This is a genomic window from Aliiroseovarius sediminilitoris (assembly GCF_900109955.1).
In the GTDB taxonomy this organism is placed as follows: domain Bacteria; phylum Pseudomonadota; class Alphaproteobacteria; order Rhodobacterales; family Rhodobacteraceae; genus Aliiroseovarius; species Aliiroseovarius sediminilitoris.
In genome coordinates this window covers 1,563,667-1,583,284 of sequence record NZ_FOJB01000001.1, presented here as the reverse complement: position 1 = coordinate 1,583,284, position 19,618 = coordinate 1,563,667, and the positions used below count along the sequence as shown (strand labels likewise).

At 60.9% G+C, this 19,618-nt stretch carries 17 protein-coding genes; 6 read left to right on the top strand and 11 right to left on the bottom strand.

Going from position 1 to position 19,618, the window contains the following annotated elements:
- Window positions 1–43 precede the first annotated feature (43 nt).
- From BMY55_RS07830 to BMY55_RS07810, 5 genes are all read left to right on the top strand, one after another.
- Complete coding sequence (locus tag BMY55_RS07830; RefSeq protein ID WP_091429695.1) at window positions 44–955, top strand: BKACE family enzyme; 912 nt, start codon at window positions 44–46, stop codon at window positions 953–955.
- Window positions 952–2,346: a carnitine 3-dehydrogenase gene (locus BMY55_RS07825; RefSeq protein ID WP_091429694.1), complete on the top strand. Its 1,395-nt coding sequence runs from the start codon at window positions 952–954 to the stop codon at window positions 2,344–2,346. The genes BMY55_RS07830 and BMY55_RS07825 overlap by 4 nt, the downstream gene beginning before the upstream one ends.
- Window positions 2,346–3,506: an acyl-CoA dehydrogenase family protein gene (locus tag BMY55_RS07820; protein ID WP_091429692.1), complete on the top strand. Its 1,161-nt coding sequence runs from the start codon at window positions 2,346–2,348 to the stop codon at window positions 3,504–3,506. The genes BMY55_RS07825 and BMY55_RS07820 overlap by 1 nt, the downstream gene beginning before the upstream one ends.
- 271 nt (window positions 3,507–3,777) lie before the next feature.
- Window positions 3,778–5,808 carry an acetate--CoA ligase family protein gene (locus tag BMY55_RS07815; protein WP_091429691.1) on the top strand — a complete coding sequence of 677 codons (2,031 nt, stop codon included), beginning with the start codon at window positions 3,778–3,780 and terminating at the stop codon, window positions 5,806–5,808.
- Window positions 5,809–6,594: a carnitinyl-CoA dehydratase gene (locus tag BMY55_RS07810; RefSeq protein WP_091429689.1), complete on the top strand. Its 786-nt coding sequence runs from the start codon at window positions 5,809–5,811 to the stop codon at window positions 6,592–6,594.
- 4 nt (window positions 6,595–6,598) lie between these two features.
- Here the strand turns inward: BMY55_RS07810 and BMY55_RS07805 are convergent, their stop codons facing one another.
- Window positions 6,599–8,482 carry an SLC13 family permease gene (locus tag BMY55_RS07805; RefSeq protein WP_091429688.1) on the bottom strand — a complete coding sequence of 628 codons (1,884 nt, stop codon included), beginning with the start codon at window positions 8,480–8,482 and terminating at the stop codon, window positions 6,599–6,601.
- Between the two features lie 264 nt (window positions 8,483–8,746).
- On the opposite strand from BMY55_RS07805, the gene BMY55_RS07800 reads away from it, so the two are divergent.
- Window positions 8,747–9,214 (top strand): hypothetical protein, encoded by a 468-nt coding sequence (locus tag BMY55_RS07800; RefSeq protein WP_091429686.1) that lies wholly within the window; start codon window positions 8,747–8,749, stop codon window positions 9,212–9,214.
- Between the two features lie 65 nt (window positions 9,215–9,279).
- Here the strand turns inward: BMY55_RS07800 and BMY55_RS07795 are convergent, their stop codons facing one another.
- The 10 genes from BMY55_RS07795 to BMY55_RS07750 form a co-directional block, all read right to left on the bottom strand.
- On the bottom strand, window positions 9,280–9,762 hold the full coding sequence (locus BMY55_RS07795) for a fasciclin domain-containing protein (RefSeq protein WP_091429685.1): 483 nt from the start codon (window positions 9,760–9,762) through the stop codon (window positions 9,280–9,282).
- A 145-nt stretch (window positions 9,763–9,907) separates the two neighbouring features.
- Entirely contained in the window at window positions 9,908–11,047 is a 1,140-nt protein-coding gene (gene nagA / locus BMY55_RS07790; protein ID WP_091429683.1) for an N-acetylglucosamine-6-phosphate deacetylase, read from the bottom strand.
- On the bottom strand, window positions 11,044–12,285 hold the full coding sequence (locus BMY55_RS07785) for a class II D-tagatose-bisphosphate aldolase non-catalytic subunit (protein ID WP_091429681.1): 1,242 nt from the start codon (window positions 12,283–12,285) through the stop codon (window positions 11,044–11,046). The genes nagA and BMY55_RS07785 overlap by 4 nt, the downstream gene beginning before the upstream one ends.
- Window positions 12,278–13,189 (bottom strand): ROK family protein, encoded by a 912-nt coding sequence (locus tag BMY55_RS07780; protein WP_091429679.1) that lies wholly within the window; start codon window positions 13,187–13,189, stop codon window positions 12,278–12,280. The genes BMY55_RS07785 and BMY55_RS07780 overlap by 8 nt, the downstream gene beginning before the upstream one ends.
- A complete protein-coding gene (locus BMY55_RS07775) occupies window positions 13,186–14,238 on the bottom strand; it encodes an SIS domain-containing protein (RefSeq protein ID WP_091429678.1) in 1,053 nt (350 codons plus the stop codon). Before BMY55_RS07775 ends, BMY55_RS07780 begins: the two co-directional genes overlap by 4 nt.
- Entirely contained in the window at window positions 14,235–15,239 is a 1,005-nt protein-coding gene (locus BMY55_RS07770; protein ID WP_245744682.1) for an SIS domain-containing protein, read from the bottom strand. The genes BMY55_RS07775 and BMY55_RS07770 overlap by 4 nt, the downstream gene beginning before the upstream one ends.
- Window positions 15,236–16,372: a Gfo/Idh/MocA family protein gene (locus BMY55_RS07765; RefSeq protein ID WP_091429676.1), complete on the bottom strand. Its 1,137-nt coding sequence runs from the start codon at window positions 16,370–16,372 to the stop codon at window positions 15,236–15,238. Before BMY55_RS07765 ends, BMY55_RS07770 begins: the two co-directional genes overlap by 4 nt.
- Window positions 16,369–17,469, bottom strand: a complete 1,101-nt coding sequence (locus BMY55_RS07760) for an ABC transporter ATP-binding protein (RefSeq protein ID WP_091429656.1) — start codon at window positions 17,467–17,469, stop codon at window positions 16,369–16,371. The genes BMY55_RS07765 and BMY55_RS07760 overlap by 4 nt, the downstream gene beginning before the upstream one ends.
- Window positions 17,470–17,546: 77 nt before the next feature.
- Window positions 17,547–18,752, bottom strand: a complete 1,206-nt coding sequence (locus BMY55_RS07755) for an ABC transporter substrate-binding protein (RefSeq protein ID WP_091429655.1) — start codon at window positions 18,750–18,752, stop codon at window positions 17,547–17,549.
- A gap of 22 nt (window positions 18,753–18,774) precedes the next feature.
- A complete protein-coding gene (locus BMY55_RS07750) occupies window positions 18,775–19,617 on the bottom strand; it encodes a carbohydrate ABC transporter permease (protein WP_091429653.1) in 843 nt (280 codons plus the stop codon).
- Window position 19,618: the final 1 nt, after the last annotated feature.

The window sequence follows — 19,618 nt, the reverse complement described above, 5'->3', positions numbered from 1 at the left end:
CGGACATCATGAACCAACACGCGAACCATTCTGCGAGGATCCCATGCCGCTTTCCATGAACACCGATGTTTTCATCACCTGCGCCGTTACCGGATCGGGCAGCACGCAAGACCGCTCGCCCCATGTGCCACGCAGCCCGAAACAGATCGCCGACAGCGCGATTGCCGCCGCGAAAGCAGGCGCTTCCATTGTGCATTGTCATGTGCGCGACCCCGATACCGGCACCCCATCGCGCGACCTGAAATACTATCGCGAAGTGACCGAACGCATTCGCGACGCCGATGTGGATGTGGTTTTGAACCTGACCGCGGGTATGGGTGGCGACATCACCTTCGGCCCGACCGACGCTCCCATGCCGGTGAACAAAGCTGGCACAGACATGATCGGTGCCGCCGAACGGGTCGCCCATGTGGCCGACTGCCTGCCTGAAATCTGCACGCTGGATTGTGGCACCATGAATTTCGCCGAGGCCGATTATGTCATGACCAACACCCCTGGCATGTTGCGCGCCATGGGGCAGATGATGACCGATCTTGGCGTGAAACCCGAGATCGAGGCCTTCGACACCGGCCATCTGTGGTTCGCAAAGGAGTTGGTGAAGGAAGGCGTGCTGGACAGCCCCGCCCTTGTGCAGCTGTGCATGGGTGTGCCGTGGGGCGCGCCGGACGACCTGAACACCTTCATGGCGATGGTCAACAATGTGCCGGACGGCTGGACCTTCTCGGCCTTCGGGCTGGGGCGCAATCAGATGGCCTATGTCGCGGCGGCCGTGCTGGCGGGCGGGAATGTGCGTGTGGGGCTTGAGGACAACCTGTGGCTTGGCAAGGGAGAGCTTGCGACCAACGAACAGCTTGTGACCCGCGCGCGTGGCATCATCGAAAGCATGGGTGCCCGCGTGATCGGCCCCGAGGACGTGCGCAAGAAGCTTGGCCTTGTGAAAAGGGCGCCCAAATGAAGGCGGCGATCATCGGCGGCGGCGTAATCGGCGGCGGCTGGGCCGCTCGGTTCCTGCTGAACGGATGGGACGTGGCCGTATTCGACCCCGACCCCGAAGCCGAACGCAAGATCGGCGAAGTCCTGACCAACGCCCGCCGCGCGCTGCCGGGCCTCTACGAAACCGCGCTGCCTGCCGAGGGGCAACTGACCTATCACCGTGATCTGGCCGAGGCCGTCACGGGTGCCGACTGGGTTCAGGAAAGCGTGCCGGAACGGCTGGAACTGAAACACAAGGTCTTTGCAGACCTGATCCGTCACACACCGGACACCGCCATCATCGGCTCATCAACATCGGGCTTCAAACCCTCGGAACTGAACGAAAACGGCGCGCGCGCCATTGTCGCGCATCCGTTCAACCCGGTCTATCTTCTGCCCTTGATCGAGCTTGTGGGCGACGCCGACACCTGCACCCGCGCCGCCGCTATCTTAAGTGGCATTGGTATGTTCCCCCTGAAAGTTCGCAAGGAAATCGACGCCCATATTGCCGATCGTTTCCTTGAAGCTGTCTGGCGTGAAGCGCTGTGGCTGGTCAAGGACGGCATCGCAACAACCGAGGAAATCGACGAGGCGATCCGCATGGGCTTTGGCCTTCGCTGGGCGCAGATGGGCCTATTTGAAACCTATCGAGTCGCGGGGGGCGAAGCTGGCATGAAGCACTTCATGGCGCAGTTCGGCCCCTGCCTGTCCTGGCCCTGGACCAAGCTGATGGACGTGCCGGAATTCACCGATGAACTGGTTGACCTGATCGCCGGCCAGTCCGATGCCCAATCCGGCCATATGTCGATCCGCGAGTTGGAGCGCCTGCGCGACGACAACCTGGTCTCGATGCTGCGCGCGCTGAAAACGCGAGGGGCTGGTTCCGGCGCAGGCCGCGTGATCCGCGAACACGAGGTGGACCTGTGGCCCGCCATGACCGACGCCGTCCCCCTGCGCACAGTCACCCGTGACGTGCCGGTGGACTGGACCGACTATAACGGCCATATGAACGAAGGGCGCTATGGTCAGGTGTTCTCGGACGCCGCCGACCGCATCATGATCCATGTCGGTGCTGACGCGGGTTACATCGCGTCTGGCCTCAGCTATTTCACCGCTGAAACCAACATCAGATACATCGACGAATGCCATGCGGGCGACGCAGTCTATGTCGATACGACCGTCACCTTGGGCGAAGGCAAAAAGCTGCGCCTGTGGCACGAGATGAAGCGCGCGATAGATGGCGGGCTGCTGGCGACCTGCGACCAGTTCCTGCTGCATGTGGACCTGATCACCCGCAAATCCTGCCCGCCGCGCGCCGATGTCGAGGCCCGCATCGAAGCACTCGCCGCCCTGCACGCGAAAGGAGCCACCTGATGGATTTCGGACTGAGTGAAGAGCAGAAAATGATCGTCTCGACCGTGCGCAGCTTCGTCGAGAACGAGATCTACCCCCACGAGGACATGGTTGAACGCACCGGCCAGGTGCCGCATGAACTGGGGCAAGAGATCAAGCAGAAGGTCATCGGCCTGGGCTTCTACGCCTGCAACTTCCCCGAAGAAGTCGGCGGCGCGGGCCTGTCACATCTCGATTTCACGCTGGTCGAACGCGAATTGGGGCGCGGGTCGATGGCGCTGACCCATTTCTTTGGACGTCCCCAGAACATCCTGATGGCGTGCGAGGGCGATCAACGCGACCGCTACCTTTTGCCCGCCGTGCGGGGCGAGAAGATGGACGCCCTTGCCATGACCGAACCCGACGCTGGATCGGACGTAAGGGGCATGAAATGTTCGGCGGTGCGTGATGGGGGCGATTGGGTCATCAACGGCTCCAAGCACTTCATCTCTGGTGCGGAACATGCTGATTTCTTTATTGTTTTCATCGCAACCGGCGTTGATGACACACCGCGCGGGCCGAAGAAACGTATCACCTGTTTCCTCGTTGACCGTGGCACAGCCGGTTTCGACGTCAGGGACGGATACGCCTCGGTCAGCCACAAGGGCTACAGGAACTGTATCCTCGATTTCGACAATTGCCGCCTGCCCGACGCTCAGGTTCTGGGCGAAGTCGACGGCGGCTTTGCAGTGATGAACGAATGGCTCTACGCCACCCGCCTGACCGTCGCCGCCTTCTGCGTCGGCCGCGCGCGACGCTGCTTTGACATGGCCCTGAATTATGCGGCCGAACGCAAGCAATTCGGCCAGCCCATCGCGAAATTTCAGGGTGTCAGCTTTCAGGTCGCAGACATGATCACCGAAATTGACGCCGCCGACTGGCTGACCCTGTCCGGCGCGTGGCGGCTGGACCAAAACCTGCCCGCCAACCGCGAGATTGCATCCGCAAAGCTCTACGCTTCGGAAATGCTGGCCCGCGTAACCGACACCACGCTGCAAATTTTCGGTGGGATGGGCTTGATGAACGACTTCCCCGTGGAACGGTTCTGGCGCGACGCCCGTGTCGAACGCATCTGGGACGGCACCTCGGAAATTCAGCGCCATATCATCAGCCGCGACCTGTTTCGCCCCTTGGGAGCATGAGATTCAATGCCTTCGGCGAGGATATTTTCAGCCAGAAGAAACGCGGGAGGATCGCTTGGATCCCCCCGCGCGTTGAAACACCTGTTCGTGCTTCTCCTGGCGCGGCCATCGGCGTCCCCGCCTGTACCGCACTCCGATACTGACCAAAACTGGTTAACAAGTCGTTTCTTCTTCTGGCCCAAAATATCCCGGGGTGAATTGGCCAACGGCCAAGAGGGGCAGCGCCCCTTGCGCCCTTTCCCTGGCGGAGCCAAATGGACAGGTCCGGGCCATGTCGCGTGAGCTTGAGCGCCTTTTTCGTCCACGCACCATCGCAGTCATCGGCGGCGGCGCGTGGTGCGCCCAGGTCATCGAGCAATGTCAGAAGATCGGCTATCGGGGTCGGATTTGGCCTGTGCACCCGACGCTTCCCAGCGTTTGTGGCCTGCCGGCATTCACTTCTGTCGACGCATTACCTGCTGCCCCTGATGCCGTTTTCGTCGGTATCAATCGCCACGCCACGGTCGAAGTGGTCGCCGCATTGTCCGCACGAGGTGCGGGCGGCGCGATCTGTTTTGCATCCGGGTTTGCAGAAGCAGCGGCGGAAAGCAATGACGGCGCGGATATGCAGGGAAAATTGTTGTCGGCGGCGGGCGATATGCCCATCATTGGTCCCAATTGTTACGGTTATCTTAACTATCTTGACCGGACAATCCTGTGGCCCGACCAGCATGGCGGGGTGTCTTGTGACACGGGTGTTGCGCTGGTGACACAAAGTTCGAACATTGCGATCAATCTGACGATGCAGACACGCGGCCTGCCGATTGCCTATGTGGTGACAGTTGGCAATCAGGCGCAGACCGGGCTGGCCGAGATCGGCGCGGCGCTTCTGGACGACGAGCGCGTGACCGCCCTGGGTCTGCATATCGAGGGCGTAGGTGATCTTCGCGCGCTGGAGGCCTTGGCCGCAAAAGCCCACACACTTGGCAAGCCCATCGTCGCGCTCAAGGTCGGTCAATCTGATCACGCGCGGACCGCCGCGATCAGCCACACCGCGTCACTTGCAGGCAGTGACGTGGGTGCGCGGGCCTTGTTGGCGCGATTGGGGATTGGGCAAGTGTCCTCTCTGCCAGCATTGCTTGAGACGCTGAAGCTGCTTCATACCGTGGGGCCGCTCAGGTCCAACCGGGTCGCCTCCATGTCCTGTTCGGGCGGCGAGGCCAGTCTTGTGGCCGACAGCGCACATGGCAGGAATGTGAGCTTTCCGGCGCTGACCCCCGCCCAGATCAAAGCGCTGCGCACGGCTCTCGGCCCCATGGTGGCGCTGGCCAACCCCTTGGATTACCACACCTATATCTGGGGCAATCTTCAGGCGATGACGGACACGTTCACCGCCATGATGCGCGCCGATCTTGGGTTCGGCATGGTCGTGCTGGACTTTCCGCGCTCTGATCGCTGCACCTCGCCCGCCTGGGGTCTGGTGATTGACGCGGTCGAGCGGGCGCGTGACGTCAGCGGTGTGCCGATGGGCATCGTCTCGTCACTGCCTGAGACAATGCCAGAGGCGACCGCACACCGATTGCTTGCGACAGGGATCGTGCCGCTTTGCGGTTTGGACCATGCGATTGATGCGATCGAGGTGGCCGCTGCGTTTGGGGGCAACCCTGACACGCCGGCGCCCATTTTTCTTGCCCCGCCTCAGAGTCGCGGCGTGCTGACGGAACGGGCCGCCAAACGGGCTTTGGCGGCGCATGGCGTGCGGGTCCCACAGTCGCGCCCTGCCGTTTCGCCGGAAGAGGCCGCACGCGCGGCGGCAGAGATCGGCTTTCCCGTGGTTCTGAAGGGCGAAGGACATGCGCATAAATCCGAGGCGGGCGCGGTCCGGCTGAACCTGACAAGCGCGGCCCACGTCGTCGAGGCTGCGCGCGCCATGCAAAGCGAGAGCTTTTTGGTCGAGGAAATGATCACCGGTGGCATTGTTGAGCTGTTGATCGGCGTCACCCGCGACCCGGCGCATGGTTATGTCCTGACGCTTGCCGCTGGCGGCGTGCTGACAGAGATCCTGCAAGACAGCCAATCGCTTTTGGTTCCGTCTACCCGAGAGGAAATTCATGCCGCCCTGATGCGTCTTCGTATCGCGCCGCTGCTGCGCGGATACCGTGGCGCGCCCGCTGCCGACATCAAGGCGGTGCTTGACAATGTGATGGCGGTGCAGGCCCATGTGATGGCCGCGCCCGCTGACGAGGTTGAGATCAATCCGCTGATCGTTATGCCAGACGGCGCAATCGCCGCCGACGCCCTTATCCGGACAGGAGACATCTGAATGACCGACACCCCCATCAAGACCCACCGCGACGGTCATGTGCTTGAGGTCACGCTGGACCGCCCCAAGGCCAACGCCATCGACCTGGCCACCAGCCGCATCATGGGCGAGGTGTTCACCGCGTTTCGCGACGACCCCGACCTGCGCGTGGCGATCGTCACAGGCGCGGGTGAAAAATTCTTCTGCCCCGGTTGGGATCTGAAAGCGGCGGCTGAGGGCGACGCGGTCGATGGCGATTACGGGCTGGGCGGGTTTGGCGGCTTGCAGGAGTTGCGCGGGCTGAACAAGCCGGTGATTGCCGCCGTGAACGGTATTTGCTGCGGCGGTGGGCTGGAACTGGCCCTGTCTGCCGACATCATTCTGGCCGCCGATCATGCCAGCTTTGCGCTACCGGAAATCCGGTCCGGCACCGTGGCCGATGCCGCCAGCATCAAACTGCCCAAGCGCATTCCCTATCACATCGCGATGGAGATGTTGTTCACCGGTCGCTGGCTGGACGCGGACGAGGCGGCACGCTGGGGCATGATCAACCACATTTATCCCGCCGCCGACCTGATGGCCGAGGCGCGCAAGATGGCGGCCCTGCTCGCCTCTGGCCCACCGCTGGTCTATGCCGCGATCAAGGAGGTTGTGCGCGAGGCCGAGGATATGAAGTTTCAGGACGCGATGAACCGGATCACCAAAAGCCAGTTTGAAACGGTCGAGAAACTTTACCGCTCGGAAGATCAGTTGGAAGGCGCGCGCGCATTCGCCGAAAAACGCGACCCCGTGTGGAAGGGTCAGTGAGCGATCAGAAGACCACGTTCAGCATCACGAGTGACACCACGAGGAAGATCACGGTCATGATCCCTCCGCTTTTCACAAAGTCTTTCACCTTGTAGCCCGCCGGTCCCATGATCAGCGCATTCACCTGATGGGTCGGGATGATGAACGAGTTCGAGGTGGAGATCGCCACGGTCAAAGCAAACAGCGCCGGGTCGCCGCCCGCCGCCACCGCGATCGACACTGCCAGCGGCACCAAGAGCACGGTGGCTCCCACATTCGACATGACCAGAGAAAAGGCAGTGGACAGGATCGCAATGCCGGTTTGCAGCGACCAGAGCGGCCAGCCGTCCAGAATGGATAGAATCTGCTGGGCAATCCATTCTGCCGTGCCGGTGTTCTGCACCGCCTGCCCCAAGGGGATCAGGCTCGCCAGCAGGAACACGGTGTTCCACCCGACAGCCTGATACGCTTCGTCTATCGAAATCACCCGCGCCAGCAGCATCCCGACGGCCCCGGTCAGCAGGCACAGCGACAGGCGAATGTCGGTGAACAGGATCATCGAGATCGAGATCGCAAAGAACAAAAGTGCCCAGCCCACCTTGTGCGGGCGCAACTCCTCTTGCGGGAAATCGGACGTGATGATGACGAAATCCCGGTTGTCTTTCAGTTGAGTCAGATTGTCCCAGCGGGTGTGGGCGACCAGCATGTCGCCGACCTGAAACTTGACCAAGCCGATGGCCGTCGGTTTGTGTTCCTCGGTTTCCACATGGCTCAGCGTTTCCTCTCCCCGGTGGATCGCCAACAGCGACAATCCATAGGTCTTGCGCAACAGAAGATCGCGCGGGGATTTGCCAATCAGTTTGCTTTCCGGCGGAATGACAATCTCGGCGATGCCTGCATTGGTGGGGGCAAACTCCTCGACGAAAACGTCCAACTCGGGGAAAATTGTCAGGCCATATTTTTCGGCGAACGCCTCGACCACTGTTTTCTTGCCGATGATCGCCAGCCGACAGGGTGCGGCGATCTCGGCGGTCAGAACCTGCACCATAGAGGTCTTGCCGCGATAGAATGTCGAGATGATGTAGAGGTTGTTTTCAAGGTTCACATCCGCAAGGATCTGCCCCACCAAGGGGCTGTCGGCAGGCACGTCGACCTCATGGACACTGGCCCTGATGCCATAGACCCGCTTCAGATAGGCCGACATCCCCTGCCCGACCGACGAACTGCTGGCAGAACCGCCTTCGGGCAACACCCAACGGCCAAGCAGCAGGAAATACAGGATCCCGCTGAGGATAAGAACGGCACCGATCGGGGTGACGGAGAACAGGCCGAAACTGGCCATCTTCTGGCCGTCCGGCAAGCTGTTATTCGCCGTCTGGATCAGATCGTTCAACAGGATCAACGGTGACGAGCCCACCATTGTCATCGTGCCGCCAAGAATGGCGCAGAACCCCATCGGCATGGCCAGACGGTTCAGAGGAATGCCTGAGCGTGTCGAAATACGGCTTATCACCGGCAGAAACAGTGCGGCCGCCCCCACGTTTTGCATGAAGCTGGAAATCACACCGACCGTGGCTGCCACGATCGGCTGAATGCGCGCCTCGGTTGCGCCGCCACGTTTCATGATCGTCGCGGCCACCTTGTTCATCAGCCCGGTCTTGTCCAGACCTGCCCCCACGATCATCACCGCGATGATCGAAATCACCGCGTTCGAGGCAAACCCGTCGAACAGGCGATTGACCTCGGCCAGATTGGACAGCGCGGGAATGTAGCTCAGGATACCAAGGATGACGAGGATCAGGATTGCGGCCAGATCTATGCGCACGATCTCGGACACGAACAGGAACACGGTGAACGCCAGCATCGCACTCACGACGCCCATTTCCAGCGAAAAGACAATCGGTTCCATCCTGTCCCCCTTTGGCTGCGTCACGATCAGTTGCCGCGATCATCAGCCATGTCTCAGCTTAGAGTGAACTTCCGCCAAAAATCAATTTTTTAAGGGAAATCCACGCGTTGCACAGCGTTGCACAACGTCACTCAGCGCGGTTTGTGGAGCGGATATCTGCCCAGCATGGGATCAGGTCTATGGAAACAAAGGCTGACAAGCATCTGTCAAATATTGATTTTCCAGACTGTAGGAACTTTCCGTGTCCATCAGCGTTATCAACGTATGAAACAGAAACGTGCAAATAAGATGATCCCGGTCGCTTTGGCGATCACAACAGCCTCGGCCTTGTCGGCAATGGCATTGCAATCTCTGCCTGACGAAGATGGGGGCGGTGATGTGACAGCCCTTGCTGCCATCAACCCCAACACGGTTGGGTATGGTGCCGGTCAACTGAACATCTATGAAAACGATCTGAACCCCATTCTGGGCGCACCTGTCTATGACCACGACCGCAACGTCGCGGGTTATGTCGCCGAACTGATGGTCAATACCGAGGGTGACGTGCACGGCATGGTGCTCGCTGTGCCCGACGACGACACCAATGGTGTCAAACGGGTGTCGGCAGAGGCCGCCGAGTTTACGGTGGTTCATCCGACAGCGGGTGAAACCATCGTCCTGGCACAGGTCTCGCAGGCAGATTTACAGACACGGCCAGAATTCGGACCGGAATACGCGACCGATTTCCACTGACGGACGCAAAAGAAATCCCGGCAGCGAGGGGATCGCCGCCGGGTTCCTGACATAAGCCGGTTGGCTTATTTCGGCATGATCACCGCGTCGATCACGTGGATCACCCCGTTCGAGGCCTCGATATCTGCCTGAACGACGTTCGCGCCGTCGATTTTGACGCCCTCGGTCGCATCCACCATGGCCATTGCGCCATTCACGGTTTCCACGTCCATGCTTTTGCCCGCAATGTCACCGGACATCACTTTGCCCGGAACCACATGGTAAGTCAGGATCGCGGTCAGTTGATCCTTGTTCTCGGGCATCAAAAGCGTTTCAACAGTGCCCTCTGGCAGGGCCGCGAAAGCCTCGTCCGTCGGAGCGAAAACGGTGAACGGACCCTCGCCCTTCAGGGTATCGACAAGGCCTGCGGCCTCGACAGCCGCGACGAGAGTGGTGAAGCTGCCCGCCGCAACAGCGGTGTCAACTATGTCCATCGAGTGGCTGTCAGCCATGGCCGGTGTGGCCAGAAGCGCTGCGGTGGTGATCGAAAGAAAGGTTCTGCGAAGCATGGTGTATCCTTTTCTGAGTCCCAGTTGGAAGTTGTATGAAGGATACGGAAAGGGGTGCGACGCAGATCACTTTCGGCAGAACTATTTTTTCCGAAACACACCCAAACCCAGGGATTTCAGGGTATTGTTGCGCAAAACAACGCTGTCAGCCAGCGGCTGTGACGCGATCCAGATCACCAATTGCCGCCGTCAATGTGCCTGTCAGCAGCAGATCATCGTTCAGCAAGATCACATCGTCGACCGACCGACCCTGCAACCGCCCGATTTCCGGCTGCCCAATACAATCGGCAGGGATCGACGTCGCCATCCGCAACGCCTGCGTCAGCGACGTGCCGGTGCAATCCACCAACCGCTTGATCCCTTCGGCCTGCGTGACATGCGCCCCAGCCAAGCTGCCCTCGGCATTGATCAGACGGCCTTCCTTCAGCGCGATATGTTCCCCATACAGGTCAAAATGCTCAGGCCCGCCAACGGTTGCCATCGCGTCTGACACCAGAAACATCCGGTCCGGCACGGGGCGCGCGCGGATGGCCAGCCCGACCATCTCGTCCGCCACATGGTGGCCATCGCAGATGATCCCGCTGTAGCAGGTGGAGTTGATCACCGCCCCGACCGCGCCGGGCGCACGCCCGACCATCGGTGACATGGCATTGAAGAGGTGGGTGGCGCAGCTTGCACCGGCGGTGAAGGCGGCCGCCATCATCTCGGATGTGGCATCTGTGTGACCCAGTGAGACGACGGCTCCCAACCTCGCCAGTTGCGCGATCTGGTCCAGCGTTGCGGCCTCCGGGGCCAGGGTGATCATCACAGACACATCAGCTTCGCGAAGCCGTGTCACCGTGTTCATTGTGCGCGTGTCCAGTGGGCGCACCAGATCGGGCGAGTGGGTGCCACGTCGCGCCATGGCGATATGTGGCCCTTCGATATGCAGCCCGATGATCCCAGGCTGCCCCCGCGCCGCGATCGCCGCATCGGCGGCGCTGTCCAGGACCTCGGGCAGATCCGTAATCACAGTGGGCAAAAGCGCGACGGTGCCGAAGCGTCGATGAGCATCTGCGATGATCTGCATCCCCTCAGGTGTCGGGGTAGAGTTCAACTGCACCCCGCCCCCGCCATTGACCTGCAAATCCACGAAACCGGGGGTCAGCAAACCCTTCACAGGCACACCCTTCTGCGGGGTGTCGGCGATGTCGACCACGCGTGCGTCCCGGATCAGCACGGCTTTTCCATCGTGCAAATCGCGGCCATCAAACAGGCGGTCGGGGGTGATCCAGTGATCTATCATGCCGCCTCTTCAAAGAAATAGGGATCGAGCGCAAGTTGTATCTGCGCGTCTATTAGTCGCTGCACCTGATCGCCTGTCAGGTGCTCAGCGCGGGTCAGCACCTCGTCGGGAAAAACGCCGTGCAGGTCTGCGTCCGGGATCGGGCAGTCAAACCCGCCGCGCAATCCCGCCACCGCCGCCTGAGCGGCAGGATGGGGCCAGGAATAGCGGATGCGGTCGGCCAGCCCGAAATGGCGCTGGTGATACAGCGCCTTGGCATCGCCGTGGTAATGCCCCTGCCAATAGCCGGGGTTTTCGGTCATCACCTGCTCCATTACAGATTGCAGCGCGCCGGGCGCAGTGCTGATCTGATCCAGCGCATAGAGCGCCTGACGATAGGCAAAGGTCAGCGCCGGTCCGATCTTCTGGAAGGCAAAGCCTAGTTCGGCCAGACGCGGAAAGACGGCGGGATACTGATAGTCGGTCGAATGTGCTTCAAGACAGACACCGTGCCAGCCGTTGAGTGCAGCCAACAGGCCGGGATCGCGCTCCAGCGGCATGTGATGCACGGCGGTCGGGCTGAATTCGACGCCCGGTTGCACGACCAGCCCCCCGATCATCGAGGACAGTTCGCCAAAGCTGTCGCCATGCGCGGCCAGCGTGGCCTTGGCGGCCGCCGGGTCTGTGGGAGGGATATCCCCATCCTCATCCATCCGCGCACCGCCTGGCGGGGGCACTTCGGTGCCGACAACAAAAAGCAGCCCTGTGGCGTCACCATCGCAGGCCGCGACACAGACCCGCGCCAGATCGGCAGAGCGTGCGGCGGTCTGCGCGTCGTCAAGCTGCATCGGTTCGCCCGCGCACCCTTCCGAGCAGTCCAGATGGATCTTGCGAAACCCGGCCTTGACGTAATCGCGCACCAGGACGCGGGCCTTCTCCATTGCGGCCTCGGCAGGCATCGACCGCCAGGCTTGTGGGCCAAGATGATCGCCGCCGAAAATGATGCGGTCGCGATCCACACCTGCCTTGTCGGCGATACCGTGAACATATCCAATGAACCGGTCCGGGGTGATCCCGGTATAGCCGCCATCCTGGTTGACCTGATTGCTGGTCGCCTCGATCACCACCGGGCGATCAAGGGTCTGTGCCCGCATCAGCGAGGCGCGCAGCACATCCGGTTGCGCCGAACACACCGACGGGATCGCCGCCCGCCTGCCCGCCCGGTTGCGGTCGATAATGTCGCGCAGCACATCAGCCATCTTGCGAACCCTCCGCCTGCCACGCCGCATAGGCCGCACCACGGGCGCCACTGGTGTCGCCGCCCTGTGCCAGAACCAGTTTCGCGGTGCCGAAATCGCCGATTTGCGCCCGCTGGGCGGCAGCGGTCAGGCCATCGACCACACCGTCAATCCGGCTCAGCCCACCGCCCAGAACGATCAGGTCGGGATCGACCATCATGGTCAGCGTGTGCAGAAGCTCGGCGGTCATTTCGCACCAGACCGACCAGACCTGCGCCATATCGCCTGTGCGACGGGCGGCAATCTGGGGTGGTTCGATGTCTTGGCCGGTCAGCGCCTTGGCCAGTCGCCGCATCCCCGGCCCGGCTATGTAAGTCTCGGTGCAGCCCTGACGACCGCAACCACAGGTCACGACCGGCAGGCTATATTTGGAAACCAGATGCGCGGGGGCCGCAGTATGCCCGAATTCGCCACCGGTCATGGTCGGACCTTGCAAAATGGTGCCGTCCACGGCGATGCCGCCGCCAATGCCGGTGCCAAGGATCAGGGCAACGACCGTGCGCTGCCCCTGCCCGACACCAAACACCGCCTCGGACAAGGCCATGGCGCGGCAATCGTTGACATAGGTAATCGGTCGCCCGATCGCGGTTTCGATGTCGCGCTGGAACGGCTTGCCCGATGCCGGAAGGTTCGCGGTCAGGGCAAGACCTGTCACCGGGTGCAAAAGCCCGGCGGCCCCGACGCCCACGGGTACGGCACCGCCTGCAATCTCATCCGCCCAGCGAATCTGATCGGCAATTGCCGTGACCAGATCGTCGTAGTCGGAAGGCGTCGGAACACGATGGCGATGGGCAACGGCCCAGTCATCGCCGAACAGTTGCACCTCGATCTTGGTGCCGCCAAGGTCAATGCCGGTTGCGATCATGACGCCACCGGATAGAGCTTCACCCCGGACACGACGCGGCTGAGTGTGCCCTGGCCAGAAAACGGATCGTCCACGTTCAACCCAAGCGCGCCCGCCCATTCAACCCCTGTCACCTGCGCCAGAGCGACACAAAGCGGGGCCGCCCATGTGGGGCCGAAGGGCATCGGAATGTCGATATCGCCGCCCGGCCCGACCGAGGTGACACGCGCGGACGGGAACTGTGCCCGCAACTCGGCCACCAGATCGGCGTCATAGTCACGCGTCGGTGCATCGGGGCTGGTGAAAACAGTGACCGCAGTGTCGGCGGTCACAAAAGATTTCGGACCGTGGCGAAATCCCAATGTGCTGTCCCAAAGCGCCGGGATTTGACCGGCAGACAGCTCCATCACCTTCAACGCCGCCTCGCGGGCTGCAAAAGACAACGGGCCGGAGCCGACATAGACGGCACGTTCAGGACAGGGCATGCCACGAAGCTTGGGCAACAACGCCGCCATTTGCCCCGCCAGAGCGTCCATGCGCGCAGGCACGTCACACGGCGCGTCAAACAGGGCCAGTGCAGTCAGAAGCATGGTCGAAAAGCTGCTGGTCATCGCGAAGCCTGCATCATGGGTGGCGTCCGGCAACACGATCACTTTGAGCGGTCCGTGCGAGCCGCGCGTCGCCAGCGCGCCATCCTTGTTGCACGTGATGTGCAGACGTGCCGCACCCGGTGCCAACGCGTCCAGCGCATCCAGCGTGCCGATGCTTTCGGTGCTGTTGCCTGACCGCCCGAAACTGACGACAAGCGGCTTCACGCCGTTCAAAAAGGCTTTCGGTGTGGCCACGATATCGGTGCTGGGCACCGCGCGCATTCCTGGCACCCCCGCCGCGATAATGTCACCAATATAGGCCGATGTGCCTGCGCCGCAAAACCACACCTCGTCATGGCCAAGGCTGCCGATCCAGCCGCGCAACCCGTCCACGTCAAGCACCTTGCCCCACGCAGACCAGATCTCGGGTTGGCGATGAATTTCAGCCCATGTCGCCCAGTGTTCCACTGATTTGATCATGTCGTTTGTGTCACTTTCGAAAGGGTTTCAGGCGTGTCAGGGTCCAGCCCCAACGCGAGCGCCGTGTTCAGGATGACCGGATAGATCACCGCCAGAAGAACCGCAGCGGCAGCGGCGGGCACCAGATCGGACAGGTCGATGTCGGTGGGCGAAATGCGATGCACATCACAGCCTACGCCCTTGAACCGGACCTCGGCCTGATCAAGACTGTCCTGAATGCGGTCCGACCCAGTATCGAGGATCAACACCATCAACGGATTGGTCGCCAGTTGCAGTGGGCCATGCAACACCTCGGATGCCGAATACGCCTCGGCGTGAAGCGAACAACATTCCTTGAGTTTCAACGCAACCTCATGCGCCGCGCCATACCCGGTATCACGCCCGATCACATAGACATTGCGCGCCCGCAACAACGCTGACTGGAGTGCTTTGGCGCGCGGATGGTTGGTGGATACGCCCTTCAATGCGGCGACCGATTTCGCGGTTCGCGCCTTGTAATCCGGCACGATCCCGCCCAACAGCGCCATACCTGCGCCGATCGAACCGATCACCGTCTTGGTGGCAGGCACCGCCAGTTCCGGCCCAGCCCCGATCGGGACAGTGGCTTCCGACGCCGCCTCAACTGCGCTGCCCGTTTGGTTGGTGATCGCCATCACGCTCGCTCCATTGATGCCAGCCCCCTTTGCGGCGCGCACAAGGTCTTCGCTGGCGCCCGATTGGCTGATCACCAGCGCGCCGAATCCATCAAAGCATACCCCCTTGCCCAGTGAAAACACCGAGGGCGGCAACGATGTGACAGGCACCGACAGTTCACGCATGAACTCGTAGGACAGAACATTCGCCGCCGCATCCGACGATCCGCGTGCGATGGTAAAGATCGCTTTCGCATCCGCCAGCTTGCCCGCATCGACCGGTTGCGTGGCCGCGCGGCAGAACACGTCCATCGCCTCGGCGCTCTCCGTGGCCATCAGATGACCGTGGGTCTTTGTCTCGATGCTCATGCGCGCAATCCATAGCTGTCAAATTCTTCCCATGTGCTTCGCAGATCGACCACACCGCCATTGATCCGCGCCTCGTCCAGCGCCATGGCGACCAGACCGGCCTCCAGCGCGTCGACGACACCAACCGGCAGGCTGTCTGACTTGCCGCGCAGGAAATCGGCAATATCCGCAACCATCATGTGATCCGCCCCGTAATGGGCCGAGGCGTGTTTCTGATCCATCTTCGTGTAGTCATGGTCGGCAATCACCGAGCCGTCGCGCGCCGTCGCTTTCAGATAGCCGCGCACAAAGTCGCCCTCGGCCATGCCAAGCGCGCCGAAGACGCAGAACCGGCGGTGATCGTCGGGCGCATTCAGGTTGGTGTGAAACGCCATTGATGCCCCGCTTTCATAGCGCAGGATCGCCGTCTGGAAGTCGATGATGTCGCCGTCCGAGTTGTAGGGGTCCGGGGCGCTGTCCCACACGCTTGATTTGCGCTGTGCAATCTCGACCTCGGTGTTTGTTGTTGGGGCGAACTCCGGAAGGAAGGATTTCTTGCCTCCAAAGCTCGCCACCTGCATGGGCCGTGAGCGGGTGACCATGTTGTAGATATCCAGATCGTGGCAGCATTTTTCCAGCATGAACCCGCCGGACAGCGCGCTTTTACGCCGCCAGTCGCGCATGAAAAATGCGCCGTGATAGGGCGGGATGTGTTCGTTTGCCTCAAGCGAGGCAATGGGGCCAAGCCGATCCAGCACCGCACGCAGATCGACCATATGCTGCGAATAGCGCAACACCAGCCCGACCATCACCTGATCGGTCCCATACTCGGCCAGAAGACGCGCCAGTTCGAATGTGTCCGCCCGCGTCGTCACCACCGGTTTTTCGGTGAATATCCGCACGCCCGCTTCCAGCCCCAGCTTGATATGCTCAAGGTGATAGACATTGGGCGAACCAACAAAGAACAGGTCGGGTTTGGTATCAGCCAGCATTCCGGCCACATCGTCAAAGCGCGGCACATCCGCGCCGATCATGTCCAGATGTGACGGCTGCGGGTCATGGAACCCAACAAACTCGACCTCGGACATGGTCTCTTTCAGGATCGAAAGGACATGGCCTGCGCGCAGGCCGATCCCGGCGGTAACAACTTTCATGCAACCATCTCCGGTGCGGCCTGGCGGCGCAACACGTCACCATTGGCGTCAAAGACATGACAGTTTTCGGGGGCTACACTCAGGGTCAGGTTTCTGCCTTCTTCGATCGCCGCATCACCCGGCAGGGCGGCACAGAACCGCGTGCCATTGCCAATGGTGCCATAAGTGATCGAGGTGCCGCCCAGACGTTCCAGCACGTTGACCGAAATATCCAGACCGCTGTCGCCCATGTTCACATGTTCGGGGCGAATGCCGACCTCGACCTTGTCGCCCTTGCTGACGGTGTCAGATGCGACCGGCAGCGCCATGCGGTGGCCACCATCCATCTCGACCATGACGCCTGATGCGTCAACACCCGCCACGCGGGCCGGGATCAGATTCATGTTGGGCTGGCCGATGAAAGACGCCACGAACTTGGTGGCGGGGTGGTGATACAGCTCCATCGGAGAGCCAAATTGTTCAACCCGCCCGCCATTCAGCACGACGATCCGGTCGGCCATGGTCATTGCCTCGACCTGGTCGTGGGTCACATAGACCATGGTCGCGTCCAGCTCTCGGTGCAACTGGCTTAGCTCAACCCGCATATCGCCACGCAATGCAGCGTCGAGGTTCGACAAGGGTTCATCAAACAGGAACACCTTGGGGTTGCGCACGATCGAGCGGCCAATGGCGACCCGCTGGCGCTGACCACCCGACAATTGGCCCGGCTTCAACTGCAACTTGTCCGACAGTTGCAGGATCGCAGCGGCCTTTTGCACGCGGCTGTCCAGATCTGCGGCGTCCAGCTTTTGAACACGCAGCGGGAAGGCGATGTTTTCATAAACGCTCAGATGTGGATAAAGCGCATAGGACTGGAACACCATCGAGATGCCGCGGTCCACGGGATGCGCATTGCTGACATCCTCGCCGCCAATGATGATCTGGCCCGATGTGGCTTCTTCCAGCCCGGCGATGATGCGCAGCAGGGTGGATTTGCCGCAGCCTGACGGGCCAACAAAGACAACGAATTCCTTGTCTTCAATCGCAAGGCTGATGTCGTGCAACACCTTGGCCGAGCCAAAGGATTTGCTGATCGCGTTCAGATCGAGGGTCGCCATGGTCTGGGCATCCTTTTGTTCAGGTCAAAGGTGGTTCGGGCGACGGCAAAGCGCCGCCCGAACCAGGGAGGATTGGCTTAAAGCGCTTCGTCCAGCTCTTCACCGGCGATCGTCACCAGATTGTCCACGGTGTCATCCTTCAGGATGATGCCCTGAACCATGTTGGTAAACACCGACTGCAACGATTTGAAGTCTTCGACCAGCGGCTCTGGGCCACCTGTCGAGATCGTCGAGGTGAAGTTCGGCCAGATGCCGGATTCGTAATAGAGATCCGTCTTGCCCAGCGCGGCATAGTCAAGGATCGGCGTCAGCCCCCAGCTGCTGTCCAGATCATACTGGCTGTCGCCCGAAGTGATCATCTGTGCCAGTTCATGGGCCAGGTCTTCGTGACCCGTGCCCTTGAACACTACAATGCTGTCGGTGATCAGGATCGTGCCGCTTTTACCCGACGGACCTGCGGGCACCGGGGCCACCAGTTGGTTGATGTCCTCGTTATGTTGACCATAACCCCATGGGCCTTGGACATACATCGCAATCTTGCCGTCGTTGAACAGGTCTTTCAACTGATCGCGTTCCCACGCGGTCGGGCCTTCCTGTGCCACGTCGACCAGCTTGCCGTAAAACTCCAGCGTTTCACGGGTCTGTTGACTGTCCAGTTTGTTTTCTCCGGTCGCCGGGTCAATCACGACACCACCGTTCGAATACAGATAGTTCAGGAACTGGTGCATCGTGTTGTCGAAGTCCTTGCCGGCAAGGCCAACACCTGCGACATCGGTGTTGTCGACCACACCTTTGGCCATGGTATACATCTCGTCCCAGGTTTTGGGCGCGACGCATTCCTGGCCGGATTCCTCGATGATGCCGCAGTTGATATACAGTGCCTTGGTCGAGAACGCGTGCGGATAACCCCAGGCTTGCCCTTCGATGGTGACAGTGTTCAGAACACCGTCCTGATACGGCGTATCGGCGGAAATCTGGGCCGGAACGATCAGGTCATTGTTGGCCATCTGACGCAAAGTGCGCGACCCCATATAGGCAATCGAAGGCGGATCGCCCGCTGCGGCCAGCGTGAGCGACTTGTCCTGACAAGTGCCCCATGGGACGGCTTCCAGGTTAACGGTCACGCCTTCGTTGGCCGCTTCGAATGCGTCAACGGTTTTCTGATCCGCTTCCCGCACCTCTCCGCCGCACATGATGAAGTGCAGTTCAGTTGTCTGAGCCGCGGCGCTTATCGCCGAGCCTGACAGCAGCAGTGCTGCCAATGACAGTTTGGTTACATACATTTTGGTCTCTCCCTTGGTTGGATTATTCCTTGACCGCCCCGGCCGTCAGACCCGCGACAAGATATTTTTGCAGGAACAGGAAGATGACCATGACCGGCAGAACCCCCACCAGGGCCGCGGCCATCATCTCGTTCCAGGTCACCGACTGATAGCCGATGAATTCGTAAAGACCGGCGGGCAGCGGTTGCAGCTCGCGGGTCTGGTTGAAAGTGATTGCGAACAGGAATTGCTGTGCATAGGCACCGATAAAGACAGCCACGCCGACCACGATCAGCCCCGGTGTCGCCAGCGGCAGCACCACGCGGCGCAGGGTATAAAGGCGCGAGGCACCGTCCACGAAGGCGGCCTCCTCAAGCTCGCGCGGGATCTTCTCAAGATACGAGCGCAGCAGCCAGATGCCGGTCGGGATCAAAAACGCCACGCCCGGCACGATCATCGCCCAATAGGTGTTCAAAAGCCCCATCGTGCGCAGCACCCGGTAAAGCGGGATCAAAAGCACCGCGCCAGTGAACATGTTGACACCCAGAAAGATGCCCAGTGACAGGTTCTTGAACGGAAACTTCAACCGGGCATAGGCATAGGCGGCCGGCACCACGAAGATCATCGTCAGCCCCGTCACCATGAACGAGATATAGATCGAGTTGAAAATATAGCGGCCCAGCAACGGCACCGTCACCCACATCTGCTTGTAGGCATCGAAGCTGAAATCGTCCGACCAGAACTGATAGGGGCTGCGGAACAGGTGCTCCAGCGGGCGCAGTGAGGCCATGAACATCTCGAAAAACGGCAAGAGGATGAAGGTCAGAAAAACGGCGAGGCAGGCATAGATCCCGACCATTTGCAGCTTTGTGTAGCGATCCATCATC